The sequence below is a fragment of the Bacteroidota bacterium genome (genome assembly GCA_016714535.1).
Lineage (GTDB): Bacteria > Bacteroidota > Bacteroidia > AKYH767-A > OLB10 > JADKFV01.
Genome location: JADKDR010000001.1, coordinates 264,526 through 283,541 on the forward strand (window position 1 = coordinate 264,526; position 19,016 = coordinate 283,541).

The 19,016-nt window shown below is 38.9% G+C and carries 15 protein-coding genes, 1 tRNA gene and 1 pseudogene; 11 read left to right on the plus strand and 6 right to left on the minus strand.

Annotated features, from left to right (window positions below; genetic code table 11):
- Nucleotides 1-39: 39 nt before the first annotated feature.
- Nucleotides 40-495 carry a LysM peptidoglycan-binding domain-containing protein gene (locus IPO27_01105; GenBank protein ID MBK8845207.1) on the minus strand — a complete coding sequence of 152 codons (456 nt, stop codon included), beginning with the start codon at nt 493-495 and terminating at the stop codon, nt 40-42.
- A 7-nt stretch (nt 496-502) separates the two neighbouring features.
- The gene (locus IPO27_01110) at nt 503-874 is read right to left on the minus strand and encodes a glucosaminidase domain-containing protein (GenBank protein MBK8845208.1); all 372 of its coding nucleotides are present in this window, start codon (nt 872-874) and stop codon (nt 503-505) included.
- A gap of 313 nt (nt 875-1,187) precedes the next feature.
- On the opposite strand from IPO27_01110, the gene rplS reads away from it, so the two are divergent.
- The 3 genes from rplS to IPO27_01125 all read left to right on the plus strand — a co-directional run bounded on the left by rplS (nt 1,188) and on the right by IPO27_01125 (nt 3,412).
- Complete coding sequence (rplS, locus tag IPO27_01115; GenBank protein MBK8845209.1) at nt 1,188-1,538, plus strand: 50S ribosomal protein L19; 351 nt, start codon at nt 1,188-1,190, stop codon at nt 1,536-1,538.
- 96 nt (nt 1,539-1,634) lie between these two features.
- Nucleotides 1,635-2,744: a DNA polymerase III subunit gamma/tau gene (locus IPO27_01120; protein MBK8845210.1), complete on the plus strand. Its 1,110-nt coding sequence runs from the start codon at nt 1,635-1,637 to the stop codon at nt 2,742-2,744.
- A 122-nt stretch (nt 2,745-2,866) separates the two neighbouring features.
- Entirely contained in the window at nt 2,867-3,412 is a 546-nt protein-coding gene (locus IPO27_01125; GenBank protein MBK8845211.1) for a hypothetical protein, read from the plus strand.
- A 56-nt stretch (nt 3,413-3,468) separates the two neighbouring features.
- Here the strand turns inward: IPO27_01125 and IPO27_01130 are convergent.
- The 3 genes and pseudogenes from IPO27_01130 to IPO27_01140 form a co-directional block, all read right to left on the minus strand.
- Nucleotides 3,469-4,202: pseudogene (locus IPO27_01130) on the minus strand (TerC family protein).
- A gap of 20 nt (nt 4,203-4,222) precedes the next feature.
- The gene (locus IPO27_01135; GenBank protein ID MBK8845212.1) at nt 4,223-6,973 is read right to left on the minus strand and encodes a T9SS type A sorting domain-containing protein; all 2,751 of its coding nucleotides are present in this window, start codon (nt 6,971-6,973) and stop codon (nt 4,223-4,225) included.
- Between the two features lie 155 nt (nt 6,974-7,128).
- Nucleotides 7,129-7,974 (minus strand): acetyl-CoA carboxylase carboxyltransferase subunit beta, encoded by an 846-nt coding sequence (locus IPO27_01140; protein MBK8845213.1) that lies wholly within the window; start codon nt 7,972-7,974, stop codon nt 7,129-7,131.
- 146 nt (nt 7,975-8,120) lie between these two features.
- Here IPO27_01140 and IPO27_01145 point away from each other — a divergent pair, with 146 nt between their 5' ends.
- Nucleotides 8,121-9,596, plus strand: coding sequence for a cysteine--tRNA ligase (locus IPO27_01145; protein ID MBK8845214.1), 1,476 nt, complete (start codon nt 8,121-8,123; stop codon nt 9,594-9,596).
- A gap of 9 nt (nt 9,597-9,605) precedes the next feature.
- On the opposite strand, the gene carB is transcribed toward IPO27_01145, so the two are convergent.
- Nucleotides 9,606-12,422, minus strand: coding sequence for a carbamoyl-phosphate synthase large subunit (gene carB / locus IPO27_01150; GenBank protein ID MBK8845215.1), 2,817 nt, complete (start codon nt 12,420-12,422; stop codon nt 9,606-9,608).
- Between the two features lie 255 nt (nt 12,423-12,677).
- On the opposite strand from carB, the gene IPO27_01155 reads away from it, so the two are divergent.
- From IPO27_01155 to IPO27_01185, 7 genes are all read left to right on the plus strand, one after another.
- Nucleotides 12,678-13,541, plus strand: coding sequence for an alpha/beta fold hydrolase (locus tag IPO27_01155; GenBank protein MBK8845216.1), 864 nt, complete (start codon nt 12,678-12,680; stop codon nt 13,539-13,541).
- 323 nt (nt 13,542-13,864) lie between these two features.
- Nucleotides 13,865-14,500 carry a hypothetical protein gene (locus IPO27_01160; protein ID MBK8845217.1) on the plus strand — a complete coding sequence of 212 codons (636 nt, stop codon included), beginning with the start codon at nt 13,865-13,867 and terminating at the stop codon, nt 14,498-14,500.
- Between the two features lie 14 nt (nt 14,501-14,514).
- Nucleotides 14,515-15,360, plus strand: coding sequence for a tRNA (adenosine(37)-N6)-dimethylallyltransferase MiaA (miaA, locus tag IPO27_01165; protein MBK8845218.1), 846 nt, complete (start codon nt 14,515-14,517; stop codon nt 15,358-15,360).
- A 335-nt stretch (nt 15,361-15,695) separates the two neighbouring features.
- Nucleotides 15,696-15,775: transfer RNA gene (locus IPO27_01170), tRNA-Leu, on the plus strand.
- Between the two features lie 148 nt (nt 15,776-15,923).
- Nucleotides 15,924-17,468, plus strand: a complete 1,545-nt coding sequence (locus IPO27_01175; protein ID MBK8845219.1) for a glycine--tRNA ligase — start codon at nt 15,924-15,926, stop codon at nt 17,466-17,468.
- A 119-nt stretch (nt 17,469-17,587) separates the two neighbouring features.
- The gene (locus IPO27_01180) at nt 17,588-18,307 is read left to right on the plus strand and encodes a 3'-5' exonuclease (protein MBK8845220.1); all 720 of its coding nucleotides are present in this window, start codon (nt 17,588-17,590) and stop codon (nt 18,305-18,307) included.
- Entirely contained in the window at nt 18,307-19,011 is a 705-nt protein-coding gene (locus IPO27_01185) for an outer membrane beta-barrel protein (protein MBK8845221.1), read from the plus strand. Before IPO27_01180 ends, IPO27_01185 begins: the two co-directional genes overlap by 1 nt.
- Nucleotides 19,012-19,016: the final 5 nt, after the last annotated feature.

Below are 19,016 nucleotides of genomic sequence, written 5' to 3' on the forward strand. Positions count from 1 at the left end.
TTATAAAATAGAAATTCGGTGCGAAAAGTAATATTAATTTTAACGAAGTTTAAGTATAGCCCCTACATTAATTTTACTTGATGCGGTCATATCGTTCAACTTAAAAAGTCTTTTCAGACGAATTCCATGTAATTGTGATATACTACGAAACGTTTCCCCTTTTAATACCACATGCGAGTTTGCCTGAGCATGCTTGTTTTTTTGTTGCAGATAAACCATTTCGCCAGGTTTTAAAATCTCGTTGCTCGCAGCATCATTATATCGAAGCAAATCATGCAACTCCAACTCTTGCTCTCTGGCAATTTTATACCAGGTATCGCCACGATTTACTTTTACTGCTTTCAAATTATTAAAATCAACTACCTCTGTTGCATTTATCCCTGCATCAGCTCCGGCAATAGTTGTAGGGGCATAAGCATTGGTTGCTGTGGGTATGGCTTCAGCCGTTGGAGCTTTAACGATGTTCGTAATATTGGCATTGGGATTTTTATACAATTGGTCGTTACCTATCGCGTGTTCTCAAAAATTGCGAATGGTCGTCATACGAAGCCTGTACTGATTTATATTTCCTGAAGCACTCGTTTTCGGTATCATCATCCTGATGGAAGGTGTCTCCGTTCCATTCCTTATGACATTTAATTCCGAAATGATTATTTGCTTGCTTTGCCAAAATACTGTTTCCAAAATCCGATTCAAACAATCCCTGTGCTAAGGTAATGCTTGCGGGCACAGCGCTTAGTTTCATATCAGCAATAGCGGCATCTTTATATAATTGAATATAATCGTATGCTGTTAGCCGTTGCAACGCGCTATCCTGAGCTATCAGGCTCTTACTGATTAAAAAAATCAAAAGTTTCACTAAACCTTTTTTCATAATTATTAATGTAGCTGATTTTGAATAGTAGAGGCGGCCAGCATAGTTATGTGCAAAAGTAAACGGTTAGGCAGCCGCAGCAGGTTAGCAACCCTGCCATTTTATAACAATCGGTTGTTAATTGCCGGTCAATTACTTTCTCCCTGCTATCAGTAATGGAAAGAAGAAGCAATACACACCCCGGTGCAAAAAGGCTGAAAGTGCTGTTAAACGTGTATTTCAGCGATAAAAAAAGAATATTTCTTGATTTAGAATTTTGAATTAAAAAAAATCTATATTTGCACTCCATTTTTAAAAAAGTAAAAAAAGCCAAATCATGGATTTAGTTAAAATAGCACAGGAGCAAGTAATGACAAAGCGTGAGTTGCCAAATTTTAAATCGGGTGACACGGTTACAGTAACCTATAAGATTATAGAAGGAAACAAGGAGCGCGAGCAGCTTTTTCAGGGAGTTGTATTACAGCGTAAAGGGACAGGGAATACCCAAACTTTTACAGTTCGTAAAATGTCGCATGGTGTAGGTGTGGAACGCATCTTCCCGCTTATGTCGCCTAAAATTACCAAGTTAGAAGTTAATAAGCGCGGAGTAGTGCGCAGAGCACGTTTGTTTTATCTACGCAAATATTCGGGTAAAGCAGCTCGTATAGAAGAAAAGAAGATGTAATAAATTCACCTTTGTTCATTTTCAAAAAAAGCCTTTCGTAATCCGGAGGGCTTTGTTATTTCTACCAGAATCAAATTTTAACCCCCGCCAAAGAGCATGAGTCAGTTTGTCGTATCTGCACGTAAATATCGCCCCTCCACTTTTGATTTGGTGGTTGGGCAAGCACATATTACAAGCACATTACGCAACGCGATCAAGAATTCGCATCTTGCTCAGGCCTATTTGTTTTGTGGTCCAAGAGGTGTTGGCAAAACGACCTGTGCACGGATTTTAGCTAAAACCCTCAACTGCAGCAATCGCACTGCTGACTTTGAAGCATGCAACACATGCGAGTTTTGCGAAACTTTTAATAACGGACAATCTCTAAATATTTATGAACTTGATGCGGCTTCAAACAATTCGGTAGAAGATATCCGTGGTTTGGTTGAGCAAGTTCGCTATCCGCCTCAGTACGGGTCATATAAGGTATATATTATAGATGAGGTTCATATGCTTAGTGCCAACGCCTTCAATGCTTTTCTTAAAACGCTTGAAGAGCCTCCACGCTATGCTATTTTTATTTTAGCTACTACCGAAAGGCATAAAATATTGCCGACCATATTATCTCGGTGCCAGATTTTCGACTTTAAGCGCATAGAGATTAAAGACATTGTATCGCAACTTGAAGTAATAGCAGAAAAAGAAAAAGTAACCACCGAACAGGAAGGGCTGCATATAATAGCGCAAAAAGCAGATGGTGCCATGCGCGATGCATTGAGCATGTTTGACCAGATTGTTAGTTTTTCAGGAAATAATGTGACTTATAAAGATGTTATTGCCAATCTGCATGTGCTAGACTATGACTATTATTTTGAGATAACCGATTACATTAATGCTTCCAATTTGCCTGCGTTAATGGTAATATTTGATGATTTATTACAACAAGGATTTGATGCCCATCATTTTATAAATGGCTTGCATAGCCATTTCAGAGATTTGCTAATGGGTAAAAATTCAGAAACCCTTAAGTTGATGGAGGTAAGCGCGAATATTAAGGAGCGATATAAAAAACAATCAACAGCATTGGAAGAAGAATTCCTGCTTGCATTAATTGACATATGCAACCGGTGCGATATTGAGTTTAAAGCCGCCAAAAACCAACGCCTGCATGTTGAACTTGCCCTTATGAAAATGTGCAGACTTAAAAAAAAAATGATGAATGGGTAGTATCCTTTCTTGATGAGCAGGAGTTTGAACAATTAGGAGAAAGCATCATTTCGGATATTGCTACCAAAACTCCGGCTTCAAAACCAAATGCAGCTCCAATTGAGCCAATCAAACCCGCTCCAATGGTCACCCCTACAACTCCTACTATTGCTTCTGTGCAGCCGGCTCCTCAAAACCCTGAAAGCTCTGCAACTTCTACTTCGGGTAACATTCCCAAGGGTACAACCAAAACGCCATCAATAAGTGCCATAGGTAAAAAACAAGAGGCAGTTCAAGCCGAATTGTTTACACAACAGCGCCATCATCCTTTCGATTTAGAACAGTTGCATCAGGCGGTAAAATTATTTGCCGAACAAATGCATGCAACCAATAAAATAAATACAAGATACAGCCTGCAAACACATTTACCTAAGTTGCAAAATGAAACTCACATCGTATTTGAGTTTAACAATAAGGTACAAGCTGAACAAGTATCGGAAGTAAAAAACGAAATGCTTACATTTATTAAAGATTGTTTACAGAATGATATAATCACCTTTGAACTTACAACTACCGATAAACCAACCGATAACAAAAGAGCCTATACCAACGAAGAAAAGTTTAAAGAGATGGCTGCAGAAAACACCATGCTTAATGAACTGCGCAGACGGTTTGAATTAGACTTATAGTACTGGCTGTATTTTTTGCTTAAGCAAAAATAGAAATCACGAGTAATAAAATCTCATTACGATCCCTTACCATGCAATTCGACCGGCTTTGATTTTTCCTTACGCGCAAATTCAATATTTCGACACCAAATGAAAATGCCATGGCAAAATAAACATAGCCCTTAGGTAATTCGAATTTTTCAACATGGATACCTTCCACCATTAAAAGAAATCCAATAAGAATAAGGAATGATAAGGCAAGCATTTTGAAGGTTGGATGCTGATGAATAAAATCGCTTATCCTCCCTGCAAAAACAAACATAAACATCATTGCAATAATTACAGATGTTATCTGTATCCATGTAACATTGGCCATGCCAATGGCTGTAACAACACCATCAATGCTAAATACAAGATCAACCATCAAGAGTTTGGTCACAACACTTGCAAAGGATGCACCTATCCTTGTAGTTTCTTCGTGACCTGAATCGCCTTCCAGCTTATCATGTATTTCGAGTGTGGTGTTTACCAACAGAAATAAACCACCTGCAAGTAGTATCAAATCCTTAATGGTAAAGTGATGCTCAAAAACAGAAAACAAGGTTGTCTCATTTTTTAAAAAAGTTGCCAGCGTAAACAACAAAATTAATCGCATGGCTATGCCAACTATCATCCAAATCAAGTTGGCTTTGGCACGTTCCTCCTTTTTTAGTTTGCCAATAATAATTGAAACAAATATTACATTGTCAATACCCAACAGAATTTCCAAAAATGATAATGCTGCCAGACTGATAAGCAAATCAGTAATCATATGCTAGTGTATAAAGTAGTTTATTGTTTCAGAAATCGCTTAACCGAATTTTTTATTTTATCAAACGAACAATAATAAATTCCTCTTGGTAAATCGGCAACAGCTATGCGACCGTTATACATCACATTTTTTACTATCCGCCCTCTGGCATCGTATATGGTAACGTATACACCATTAGCAAGATTAGCAAAGTAGATATAATCCGAAGAGGGATTTGGATAAACTTGTATGTCGGGTTGTTGGCTCACCTGACTGAATCCTGCTTGCACTGCACTGGTAACATTTACACTGTATAAACCTTGCCCATGCGTTGCAATACACACATTACCATCGGAAGCACGATAATCCATCATAGGTACGATGGCATTGCCAATCATGTTTTCTGCCTGTCGTGTCCAAATGGTTGTGTTGCCAACTGTGTCAAGTAAATTGGTAGCAAACAGTCCAATGCTTGTACCAACCATATAAGCAGTTCCATCGCTTCTTGGAATTATAGTAGCCCAACGGCACGAAGGGCCATTGCCGGCACCATTAAAATTTTGCTCCAGATTACCGGCAACTTTTTTCCAGGTGTTACCTCCATCAGCAGAATAAAAAATGGAATATACGCTGTAATTGGAAAACACGACCATTACTTTATTGGCATCACTAGGGTCTATAGCAATACAACTTACATAACCATTGGCTGGTAATAGTGTATTTGGTAAAGTTATCGGAGTAGGCACTCCGGAATTGGCATTCGTTATTTTGAAAATCTTTTTCCGGTTGGTTCCATAATAAACCACATTGGCCGGAACAGTGCTAACAGCAACAGCCGTGATTACTTCGCCAACAGTTACAAGTGAATCGGGAAACTTTGTCCATCCTTGTGTAATGGTATCCTGCCCTCCATTGAGTGCAATAGATTGTAAGCTATCGTTTCGCCACATAAATTTGCCACCAGCCATGTACATGATGTTGTTATCATTTGGATCAACAACAAATGGATTTATAAATCCATAGCCCTCGCCACCAATAGGATCCATGCGTCTCCATGCTGTCATTTCTCCATTGGTATTAAGTGTAGCCTTATACATTTTACCAAGCTGTTTGCTGAAGTAATAGGTACTTCCCTGATCGGCAATAGCGCAATAAGAACCATCGCCATCAATTGAATGGTACCATGGAAAAAGATTATTGGTAGTATTGGTATAATATGTTCCGTTATCCTGCAATCCTCCAATAATAATATCACTCGTACTTGCATGGTCTTGTGCTACAGTATAAAACTGACTTACATTATAACCTACATTAAGAGAGCTCCACACTACAACAGAATCTGAAACGCTCAGCGTTTTGTAAACACCTGCATCGCATGATGTAAAACAAACATTAGAATTGGTTGGTGAAAAAATCATTTCGTGCTGATCGGGATGATGTGCAGGATATTCATCAACAAAAGGAAGAGCTGCATTAAAGGCATAACCACCAATGAGCTGCGAATGCAAGGTGTCTTGAAAAGCCGAAGTGCTGCGGAAAATATTGGTGCCGCCAATAAAAACTGTGTTCGAATCGCCCGGCATAACACGCACATAAATATCATACCCCCCTTGGGTAAACACACCATTAAACACGCCATCACCATTATAAGTACTTCCAGGATTTGGTAAATTTTGCGACAGGTTATCCCACTGTCCACCTGCTCCGGAACCATTTCCCGAAAGATATTCGAACTTCCATAAACTATTATATTCTGTTTCGTTAATAAAATTTACAGCAGCAAAACCACTGTTAGGAGTATGAGCAAAAAAGTAAACTTTGTTTTCGTTATTTGGATCGATGCCAATAGCAATGCGGTCGTATTCTGTAGGCATAAACGATGGATTTATGTTTGTAAAATTCACGCCATCGGTGCTACGCCAAATTCCACGTTGAGTTGCAGGAGCATCACTGCTGAGAGTTACATACACAACACCGGTTGATGTAACTTTAACTTCAGTAAAATAGCCATAAGCATTACCGAAAGTATTGCCTTTTACTGCCGACCAGTTGTTACCTCCATCTGTACTGCGCCAAATTGCACCATAGGTTGCAGCATATACTTCATCCTGGCTTAGGTTACTGTTATCAAAAGCAAGGTTCCATGCTACATCCCAAATATTTTCAAATGTTTGTGGTGTATTGCTGGCCGTGGTTGCAAGCGAAACCCAGGTGAGTCCGCTATCTACGGACTTGTATGCACCATTTCCCAAATAAAACGCAGACCCTCCACTATGCGAGGTACCATAGGCTTCGCCACTAAGGCAGTACCAATTATTGGAATGGCCGGATCTGCGATCCTGCACTATAGATATTACATCGGGATTAAAAGTTAATGGGGTTACACGCGTCCATGATAGTCCTGCATTGGTGCTTCGCCATATACCGCCCGATACTCCACCTGCGAGCAGAATGCTTTCATTATTTACATCCATGGCTAATGCACGTGTACGACCTCCTAAGTTGTTAGGCCCGCGAAAAGCATAGTTTAAAGGTGCCATACTTTTTGCATGCATGCTGGCATCTCCCGGAAGCGATTTTCCAAATTCAATTTCGGCTTCGCGCATTCCATTTGGAATTGCGCCTGTTGCAGGATCCATAAGCATATCCTGTTCCCATTGCATACGCTCTCTGGTATTGGCTGCGCCTTCACCATGTCTGGACTTTTTTTCGAATGTATCGTCTTTCTTGTTGCGTATGGTACATGCGCACGTTACTGCTATCAAACAAAGAATAATGTATATGATTCGCATAGTTTTGAGTTTTGATTAAAGGGATAAAAGTAAAAAAAACAAATAGGCATACATGGTATTTATTACAAAGTAAATAACACCTTAGCGGCACTCAACAATAAAAGTATTTTATAAATAGAAGATAACATCAACCATTGTTGATGTGGGTTTTGATTTCAACTGGCAAAAAAAGCCAACTGTTGCCCGAGTTTATTACGCATTTCTTTCCGGCTAACAATCATATCCAAAAAACCATGCTCCAAAACAAACTCAGCAGTTTGAAATCCTTTGGGCAAGTCCTTACCTATTGTTTCCTTTACTACACGAGGGCCAGCAAAGCCGATAAGTGCTCCCGGTTCGGCTATATTAATATCACCCAGCATAGCATAGGATGCCGTTACACCACCGGTAGTAGGATCAGTCAATATAGAAATGTAAGGAAGCTTGGCAGCAGATAATTGCGTTAACTTGGCGCTGGTCTTCGCCATTTGCATTAAGCTCAAGGCAGCTTCCATCATTCGGGCTCCACCCGATTTGGAAATTTGTATAAAGGGCATTTGATGCTCGATACAAAAATCGATGGCGCGAGCGATTTTTTCTCCAACCACTGAACCCATCGATCCGCCTATAAAGCTAAAGTCCATACAAGAAATCATCACCGGATATCCTGCAATTTGTCCGTAAACTGTTCGGTTAGCATCGTTAAGTCCGGTTTTAGCAATGGTATCTTTTAATCGATCGCTATATTTTTTTGTATCGGTAAAGCTTAATGGGTCATCGGCACGTAAACCAACATTAATTTCTGCGTATTTACTATCGTCAAATAATAAATCAAAATACTCTCGCGATCCTATTCGCTCATGATATCCGCATTTTGCGCATACATAAGCCCCAGCAGCGTGGTCAGCAGCTATTTCGATGTGCTTGCATCCCGGGCACTTGTACCATAACCCTTCCGGGGTTTCTTTTTTTTCCTTGGTACTAGTGGTTATGCCCTGCTTTATGCGTGTAAACCAACTCATATTTTTATTATTAAGGGAGCGGTAAAGAAAAACATTTTTTTAGAAATAAATGATTCCAACCACCGGGCACTTGGATTTTCACCACCAAATTCTATCTGTTACTTATTCTTAACCATTATATTTGCCCATTAAATATGAATAAAAAGATGCACCATCCGCTTTTTTTAACCAATTCGCTTTCGCGCACCAAAGAACAATTTATTCCTTTGAGTGCTCCCTATGTGGGTATGTACGTATGCGGCCCTACGGTATATGGACCACCACACTTAGGCCATGCGCGGCCCTACATTACTTTTGATGTATTGTGGCGTTATCTTGAGTATTTGGGATATAAAGTGCGTTATGTTCGAAACATAACCGATGTTGGTCATTTGGAAAACGATGCAGATGAGGGCGAAGACAAGATTGCCAAAAAAGCACGTCTCGAGCAGCTTGAACCTATGGAGATAGTAGAATTATACAAGTCGCAATTTCATGAAGCAATGCGGTTAGTTAATAATCGGCCACCAAGCATAGAACCTAATGCAAGTGGTCACATCATAGAACAGATTGCTATGATTGAAAAAATAATTGAAAATGGTTTTGCCTACGAATCAAATGGGTCAGTATATTTTGATGTAGTAAATTATAGCAAGACGAATGATTATGGGAAATTAAGCGGACGAGTTATTGAAGAATTAATTGCAGGGGCAGGAAATGAACGCAGAGAGTTGGAAGGGCAAGATGAGAAACGCAATCCAGCCGATTTTGCATTATGGAAAAAAGCAGCGCCTGTGCACATTATGCGATGGCCATCACCCTGGAGTGATGGATTTCCGGGATGGCATATTGAATGTAGTGCTATGAGCAAAAAATATCTGGGCGAAACTTTTGACATTCATGGTGGTGGTATGGATTTACTTTTCCCACATCATGAAAGTGAAATTGCACAATCCAAAGGATGTGGTGGTAAAGCGCCTGTGCGTTATTGGATGCATAATAATATGATTACCATCAACGGACAAAAGATGGGAAAGTCGTTAGGTAATTTTATTAATCTGGACGAGTTTTTTAGTGGCTCGCATAGTTTATTAAAGCAGGCATATAGCCCTATGACTGTGCGCTTTTATATGTTGCAGGCGCATTATCGCAGCACACTCGACTTTAGTAACGAGGCATTGCAAGCAGCAGAAAAAGCCTTACAGCGAATTATGGCTGCGTATGATACTTTACAAACGTTAAAACCCTCCGCTGCCTCTACGGTAAATGTAAATGAGATTAGCGAAAAATGTTTTGCTGCACTCAACGATGATTTGAACACAGCCATTGCCTTATCACATATATTTGATGCAGTACGTATTATTAATTCCGCACAAGGGAATACAGAAGAGCTAAACGAAAATGATTTGCATTTGCTACAAAAATTGTTTGATGATATGGTGTTTACCATATTAGGATTGAAAAGCGAAAAATCGGAAGGCAACAACGATACAGAAGGCCTGATGCAATTGATAGTAAGCTTGCGTGCTGATGCACGCAGTCGTAAAGACTTTGCTGCCAGCGATAAAATTCGTGACGAACTTCTCAGGATTGGCATTCAGCTTAAAGATGGTAAAGAAGGTGTTACGTGGGAACGTATTTAGAAAAGCAGCCTACCTGCTTAAATACAAATTCCTCTCTGAATAAATTTTTGTAAAAAACTCATCGTTCAAGTCATCTATAAAGTAGATGGCTTCTCCGGTTGATTTCATTTCAGGACCAAGTTCCTTATTTACATCCTGGAATTTTTCGAAACTAAACACCGGTATTTTTATAGCGTATCCTTTTTGAATTGGATTGAAAGTAAAGTCAGATAGTTTTTTTTCTCCCAGCATCAACTTGGTTGCATAATTTACATAGGGTTCGCTGTATGCTTTTGCTATAAAAGGCACCGTGCGAGATGCGCGCGGGTTAGCCTCTATCACATACACCACTTCGTCTTTAATGGCAAACTGAATATTGATAAGACCTTTTACCTGCATTGCTTTAGCAATGCGGGCGGTATAATCTCTAATCTGATTAATCACATGATCGCTTAAATCGAAAGGCGGGAGCACTGCATTGCTATCTCCACTATGAATGCCTGCGGGCTCAATGTGTTCCATGATACCAATGATGTAACTATTATCTCCATCACAAATGGCATCGGCTTCGGCTTCTATAGCACGTTCAAGAAAGTGATCGAGCAATACTTTGTTGCCGGGTATATCATTGAGTAAATTAATAACATGTTGTTCCAACTCCTGCTCATTGATAACTATTTTCATGCTTTGTCCTCCCAACACATAAGAAGGGCGCACCAATAGCGGGAATCCTAATTGTCGTGAAAGCGCAATTGCCTGATCGGCATCTTCTATCACACCAAACTTTGGATACGGAATTTTTAAATCGCGAAGCAACGTTGAAAAGCTTCCGCGATCTTCTGCCAAATCAAGCGATTTAAAACTTGTACCTATAATTTTTATTCCATAGCGATCAAGCTTTTCAGCAAGCTTCAAAGCGGTTTGTCCACCAAGTTGAACAATGACACCTTCGGGCTTTTCGTGTAAAATGATATCGTAAATATGTTCCCAGAAAACCGGTTCAAAATATAGCTTATCACTTATATCAAAATCGGTACTTACGGTTTCAGGATTACAATTAATCATGATAGTTTCGTAACCACATTCACGCGCAGCAAGTACACCATGTACACAACTATAATCAAACTCTATACCCTGACCAATGCGATTGGGCCCACTGCCAAGCACAATTATTTTTTTTCGGTCGCTTGCTATGCTTTCATTTTCCTGATCGAACGTGGAATAATAATACGGTGTTTTTGCTTCAAACTCTGCAGCACAGGTATCAACTAATTTCCATACTCGTTTTATTTCAAATTCATGTCGCTTATGAAACACCTGACTTTCGAGGCAGCCAATAAGATGGGCAATTTGCCGGTCGGCATACCCTTTTACTTTGGCTTCATAGAGCATCTCTTTAGAAACTGTATCAATTGTATATTTGCGTAAGTCCTGTTCAAATAAAACCAACTCTTCTATTTGGCGCAAAAACCAGGTATCAATCTTTGTAAGTTTATGAATAGTAGTAACAGGAATTCCTAATTTGAGTGCATCGTAAATATGAAACAGCCTGTTCCAACTTGGATTAGCCAGGCTCTCAAGCAAAAAATTCTGATCTTTATTTTCACGGCCATCCGCACCAAGACCATTGCGCTTTATTTCAAGCGACTGTGCTGCCTTTTGCAATGCTTCCTGAAAACTACGACCTATACCCATTGCCTCTCCAACCGACTTCATTTGCAAACCAAGGTGCCTATCGGCACCCTTGAATTTATCAAAATTCCAACGTGGAATTTTTACAATCACATAATCTATGGTAGGCTCAAAAAATGCAGATGTGGTTTTGGTAATCTGATTTTTTAATTCATCAAGATGATAACCAATAGCTAGCTTGGCAGCAATTTTTGCAATGGGATAGCCGGTAGCTTTACTAGCCAATGCCGAGGACCGCGATACTCGCGGGTTAATTTCGATTACTATAATTTCTTCTTCGTCTTCCGGATTCAATGCAAACTGAATGTTGCATCCACCGGCAAAATGCCCAATGCCATTCATACACTTAATGGCAAGATCGCGCATACGCTGATACGTGACATCGCTAAGGGTCATGGCCGGTGCTACCGTTACACTATCACCGGTGTGAATTCCCATGGGGTCAAAATTTTCTATCGAACAAATGATGATGACATTGCCATTGCCATCACGCAATAATTCAAGTTCATACTCTTTCCATCCTTTAATGCTCTTTTCAATCAATACTTCGTGCACAGGGGAAGCATGCAAACCACGTGTAAGCGCCTGATCAAAATCGGCCGCTTCATTTACAAACCCACCTCCGGTTCCACCTAAGGTAAAGGATGGCCGTATTACTAATGGGAAACCAATTTCCTGAGCAATCTCTTTGCCTTCAAGAAAAGAAGTTGCTGTTCTGCCTTTGCAAACACCTGCATTTAACTCTATCATTCGTAAACGAAAAAGTTCTCGGTCTTCAGTAGTGCGAATGGCATCTGTGTTTACACCAATCATTTCTACCTGATACTTTTTCCATATACCTGCTTTTTCACATTCAATTGCAAGATTCAAAGCAGTTTGGCCTCCCATAGTAGGCAGTACGGCATCTATTTTATGCTTCTCAAGAATTTCAACTATTGATTTTCGTGTAAGGGGTTTTAAATAAACATTGTCGGCAGTAATGGGGTCGGTCATGATGGTTGCAGGATTACTGTTGATAAGCGTTACCTCAATACCCTCTTCTTTTAAAGAGCGGGCGGCTTGTGTTCCTGAATAGTCAAATTCGCATGCTTGACCAATGATTATTGGCCCGCTGCCAATAATTAATACAGATTTTAGATTTTGATTACGTGGCATATATTTAAAGGGCAATTAACATGAGAGTTTTCAAATGTTTAAAAGTAGACTTTGGATATTTTAAGTTTAACAAAATTATTTTGAACCTTCGCCAAAATAATTGACTTACTTTCTAACACTATGTTTATCTTTGAAATTCTTCTATTTAGAATTTTATTTAGCATTGGTATCATTTACTTACCTGCCAATTCTATAACTGCTAAAAAAATTCGCTTGCGAAATTAATTTAATAAGTAAAACGCCATTCCAAATATTATGAACAATAACGAAGGTTTTATTCATTATGATGCGTATCATTTGTATTACCAGCGATTTGGAACAGGGCCTAAGGTTTTGCTTGCGTTTCATGGTTTTGATGGCAACTCTGCCGATTTTGAAAAACTCCAAATTTCGTTGGGTATTGATTATTCCATATTTTCTTTTGACTTATTTTTCCATGGTAAAAGTTATATTGATCAATCGGTAGATGATCCTATTCTGAATGATACCACATTTGGCGACCTCATTCAATTTTTTCTTGACAAGCATCAACTTAAAAAAACTTCGTTACTCGGCTATTCCCTTGGAGGTAAACTTGCAATGGGCCTTGTAGAAGTTATGCCTTATAAATGGGAAAATATTTTTCTGATTGCCAGCGATGGCTTCAAGCAGAGTTTGTGGAATAATTTTGTAGCAAGTACTACCTTGGGGCAATTAATTTTTGAACGGGTAATTCGTCATCCACAAATTTTTGTAAAAGTGGCTGCCGTGATGAAGCGCGTAAAACTCCTTCCACATAAGTTGCATAGTTTTCTGTTGTTGCAAATGGAATCGCCCGAAAAGCGGAAAAAAGTTTATGATGTATTATTATTATATCGGGAGTATAGGCCCAACATCAGCCGTTTAGGAAATATTTGCAAACGCTATCAAATCAACTTACAAGTTATTGCAGGCAAAAATGATGAGATTGTTCCGCCACAACCCATGATTGAATTTATGCAAGGTGTAAACTTTGGCAATATGCATTTATTGAATTGCGCTCATAATCTACTTGATCTCCCAAACGAACTTGCAACTATTGTAAAGAATAATTTATTGCACACGGTATCGTGGGAAATGAAGGCTGCACAAAATGTGTAAGCAATAATGTGATTTTATTATTTTCTTTAAGCAATCTGAAGTAAGTGCTTAAATAAACTCTTTTTAATTATTCATGTATTTTTTCATCACATTATTACATGCTTATTAGCGACAATAGCGAAGTAGGATAGGCAATTTGCGAAACTCCAAATTAATCTCTTGTTATTATCGAACAATAAGTGTGTTGGCATGAGGTTAATCGCGAAATATTTTTTAATAAGATTTCTTTATTATTTGCAACATGTATATTTGCGCGCATTAATTCATTTAATAACCACAGAAAATAATAAATCAGCATATTTTTGTGCTACCTAATAAACACTATGGCATCTTACCGTTTTAGAATTACTTTTGAAGATTACGATGATATATCGCGTGATATCGATATTAAACCCTCTCAAACTTTTCGCGATTTACATAACTGCATACAGGAGTCAATAAAGTTTGACAACAGTAAGGCGGCCGCCTTTTACATGAGCAACGACCACTGGATAAAGGGGAGAGAAATAGCCTCAGAACCACGTATATTAAAAGACGGAAGCGAAGTTACCGTAATGGACCAGGCTGTAATGAATAAATTTATAAACGACCCTCATCAAAAAATATATTATGAATTTGATACCTGGACATTTTTTGTGGAACTTATAAAAATAAACGTTGAAAAGGATGACAAATCAGTATATCCACGCTGTGTAAAATCAAGTGGCGATGCCCCCAAGCAATACAAAATGCTTCCTTCGCTGCCGGGCATTGATGAATTAGCATTACCTGTGCTGCCCGGTGAAGATTTGGAACCCGATGATTTGGACATAATAGAAACCGAAACAGAATTAATTGCAGAAACTGAAGAAGCTATAGACATAGATGAAAACCTGGAAGGTTTTGGAGTAGAAGAAGAAGAAAAAAGTGAAACCGAAGACGAAGGCAGTTTTTTTGAAGGAGAACCAGAAAGCGAATAACCACAACAATTAGCTTGAAAACCACACTAGTGGCCATTTGCGGCCCTACCGCAATTGGCAAAACTGAAGTAGCTATTGAATATGCACAACGCCATCAAACAGAAATAGTTAGTTTTGACTCACGGCAATTTTTTAAGGAGCTTAGCATAGGCACTGCTAAACCAAGTAACGAGGAGTTAAAAAAAGTACCGCATCACTTTGTCAACTCACATTCTATTCAGCGTGCATATAATGCAGGCACGTATGCCCAGGAGGCTAACTTGGTAATTAGCGATTTAGCCAAAAAATATTCTACCATAATCCTGGTTGGGGGTTCGGGACTTTACTTGCAATCTTTGCTATACGGATTCGATTCGATACCTTCTATAAATGCAGACACACGACAACATATAAAAAAACTTTTTGACGAGAAGGGCCTGGAATTTTTGCAACAAGAAATATTAAAACACGATGCCGGTTATGCGGCCACTGTGGATATTCATAATCCGGCACGACTGATGCGGGCACTTGAGGTATTTTATCAAACCGGCAAACCCTACACATCCTTCCTTGCAAAAAAAGAAAACCAAATGCCCTATAAGGTTGAGTACAAGTATTTAACCATGAACCGGCAGGAATTGTATAGCCGTATTAATAAACGCGTAGATGCTATGATAGAAGCCGGGCTAGAGGCAGAATGCAGGAGCCTGCTTGCTTATCGTAATCACCATGCATTGCAAACTGTGGGGTACAAAGAAATGTTTGAGTATATAGATGAAGACATGACGTTGGAAATGTGCATTGATAAAATTAAGCAACACACGCGCAACTATGCGAAAAGGCAAATTACATGGTTTTCGAAAATGGTGGCTAATGCATGAATGATTAAAACCGTAATCGTTTTTTTTATTCGATAATTTCTTGTTGACTGTATTAATTCTCTTATTCTTTCACAAATTTAACTCCCAATACATCCCTGGCAATTGGCATCTGAAGGAAATCACCCCCCCGCAAATCCCTTGCCAGATTTGGGCTTTGGAAGAATGCAATTTTTCATCTTAGTTTGGTATTAAAAATTAATTGATATAAATATAAATTAATTTTCGATTGGCAAAATAAAATTCCATTAGTGGCAGACGAAGTATATTTTAGAAACAACTATGTATCAGAAAGAAACCAAAGATTTCTACCTTTGCGCCTCTCAAAAAAAACTCCTGCCCAGGTGGCGAAATTGGTAGACGCACCATCTTGAGGGGGTGGCGGGCAACCGTGCTGGTTCGAATCCAGTCCTGGGCACTACACTCATTTCACTTTTTTCTAAAAAGCCATTGGCTTTTAGATACCATTGCTTCCTGCATCGTACCAAAAAAAATAACCGTGATTTTATTCGTAAGTTATTTTCAATAAGTTGCACATCATACTTAATACTTATTAATTTGCACACATGGCAAACAACGAAGAATTATTTAAGAACATTATTTCGCATAGTAAAGAGTATGGATTTATTTTCCAATCGAGCGAGATATACGATGGGCTAAGTGCCGTATATGATTATGGACAAAGCGGTGCTTTGCTAAAAAATAACTTGCGCGAATATTGGTGGCGCAGTATGGTGCAAATGAATGAAAACATAGCAGGTATAGATGCTGCTATTTTTATGCACCCTACCACATGGAAAGCATCGGGACATGTGGATGCCTTTAGCGACCCATTAATAGACAACCGCGATAGCAAGAAACGATATCGTGCCGATGTTCTTATTGAAGAACATGTGGCGAAAATCGAAACCAAAATTGAAAAAGAAGTAGAAAAGGCTAAGGCGCGTTTTGGAGAAAGCTTTGACCCAACCATTTACCGCCAAACCAATCCACGTGTGATGGAATATCAGAAAAAAGTGGATGAAATAAATGCAAGGTTTAAGTCGAGTCTTGATGCGGGAGATCTTGATCAGGTTAAGCAACTAGTAATTGATCTTGAAATTACATGCCCGGTAAGCGGTACACGCAACTGGACTGATGTACGTCAGTTTAATCTGATGTTTAATACGCAATTAGGTTCGGTAAGCGAAGAAGCTTCTACCATCTACCTTCGTCCTGAAACTGCCCAGGGTATATTTGTCAATTTTTTGAATGTTCAAAAAACAGGAAGGATGAAAATTCCGTTTGGCATAGCCCAAACCGGAAAAGCATTTCGAAATGAGATTGTTGCTCGTCAGTTTATATTCCGCATGCGCGAATTTGAACAGATGGAAATGCAATACTTTGTAAAACCTGGAACAGAACTTGAGTGGTACGAAAAATGGAAAACAACACGCTTAGCATGGCATCGCGCCCTTGGTTTTGCAACAAATAAATATCGCTTTCATGATCATTTAAAACTAGCGCACTATGCCAATGCTGCATGCGATATTGAATTTGAATTTCCTTTTGGTTTTAAGGAATTAGAAGGTATACACTCGCGCACCGATTACGATCTTAAGCGCCATGAAGAGTTTTCAGGAAAAAGACTACAGTATTTTGATTCGGAAGAAAACATTAGCTATGTGCCATATGTTATAGAAACTTCGATTGGGCTTGACCGATTGTTTCTTGCAACCTTGTCAGCAGCCTATACACATGAACAGCTCGAAGATGGCAGCGACCGTGTTGTGCTCAAAATACCACCACCGCTAGCACCTATAAAAGTGGCCGTGTTGCCACTTATAAAAAAAGATGGCCTGCCCGAAAAAGCGCGTCAGGTAATGGATGCATTGAAAATGGATGTCATGTGTTTTTACGAAGAAAAAGATGCCATAGGTAAACGTTACCGCAGGCAAGATGCAATAGGCACACCATATTGTATCACGATTGATCATCAAACATTGAACGATGACACGGTAACCATACGCTTTCGCGATGATATGAAGCAGGAGCGAATATCAGTAAGCGAAGTTAATGCCATAGTTGATGCCAAAGTGAATATGAAAAATTTATTGATGGGTATTCTTTAGTTTTGATTTACCTTGCCTTGATTATTTTTTAAAAAAAATAATTTAACTTTAAAACGCATAGCATCCTTCATAAATTAAGAATTCGCCCCGGCAAATGAAAATGTAAAAACGCAAAAAGAATGCTTGACAAAATAGATCTCGAAAACATTCTGTTTCTGGATATCGAAACCGTTCCGGGATGCAGCAGTTTTGATGAACTCGAAGAGGAGCTCAAAGAAATGTGGTTGCGTAAAGCTGAGTTTTTAAAGAAAGAAGAAGGGCAATCGAACAGGGACATCTATTCACGCGCAGGCATATTTGCAGAATTTGGAAAAATTGTATGTATTTCATGTGGCTATTTTTATTTTTCGAAAGGAGAACGAAAGTTCAGGCTGAAGTCTTTTGCCAGCCATAATGAAACTGAACTGCTCGAAGACTTTAGCATATTATTAAAACAGCATTTTAACAAGCCACAACATTTACTGTGTGCGCATAACGGAAAGGAATTTGATTTCCCCTACATTGTACGTAGAATGATTATCAATAACATTGATGTGCCAGCAATAATGGATATTGTGATGAAAAAACCCTGGGAGGTGCAACACCTTGACACGATGGAGTTGTGGAAATTTGGTGACTACAAAAATTACACGCCACTAAATTTGCTTGCTTATGTACTCGAAATAGAAAGCCCAAAGGATGATATTGATGGAAGCATGGTGCATTGGGTATATTGGCAAGAAAAAGATCTCGAACGCATAACCACCTATTGCAGCAAAGATGTTATTACCATTGCACAAATTATTTTACGCTATAAAAAACTAAACTTGCTGCAGCAGGAAGAAATCATCAAATTATAATGAACACGTATAAAAATATCACGGTATTGCTTTTGTTATTTTGTTTGTCTTTCGCCTGCGCGCAAGCACAGTCATCACGCAAAACCAAAGAAGAGCGCGAAGCAGAGGAGCAAAAAAGGATTGAAAATTTGTGGAATTATCAAAATGGATACATAGCTGTATCAGCAGGCTATGGTATTGGAAATTATTTTAACTCGATACTTGATACATTATTGGTTGACTTATGGACTCGTAAAACGAAGGATAATGCAATAGGTACCATCTATTTAAAATATGATCGAGTTTATCGTTCAGGCATGAGTTTTGGCGTTAGCGGTGCATATTTAAAAATAATTCAGGAGGGAACGATTGGCACTTACGACTCTCTGCGAAATGAAAATACGGGTGAGTTTAGTTATAACACCTTCAGCATTTTATTGCGAGGGAGCTATCATTTTAAAGTAACCAGGCATACAACAATTTATGGTGGGCTTGGGTTAGGTTTCAGGCAAGGATATTTTCTTTATACAGATAATGACCCTAAATTCAGACCTGATATTTTAAAAGAGAACAATTATAATTTCCCTATTGGGGCAGAACTTACTCTTGGAACAAGAATTTTCTTTAGTCCAAAGATGGCAGGCTATGTAGAGGTTGGCCTTGCAAAATCGGTGATGCAATTTGGACTAACATACAGGATAAAAATGAAAGAAGTAACGAAATAATATCG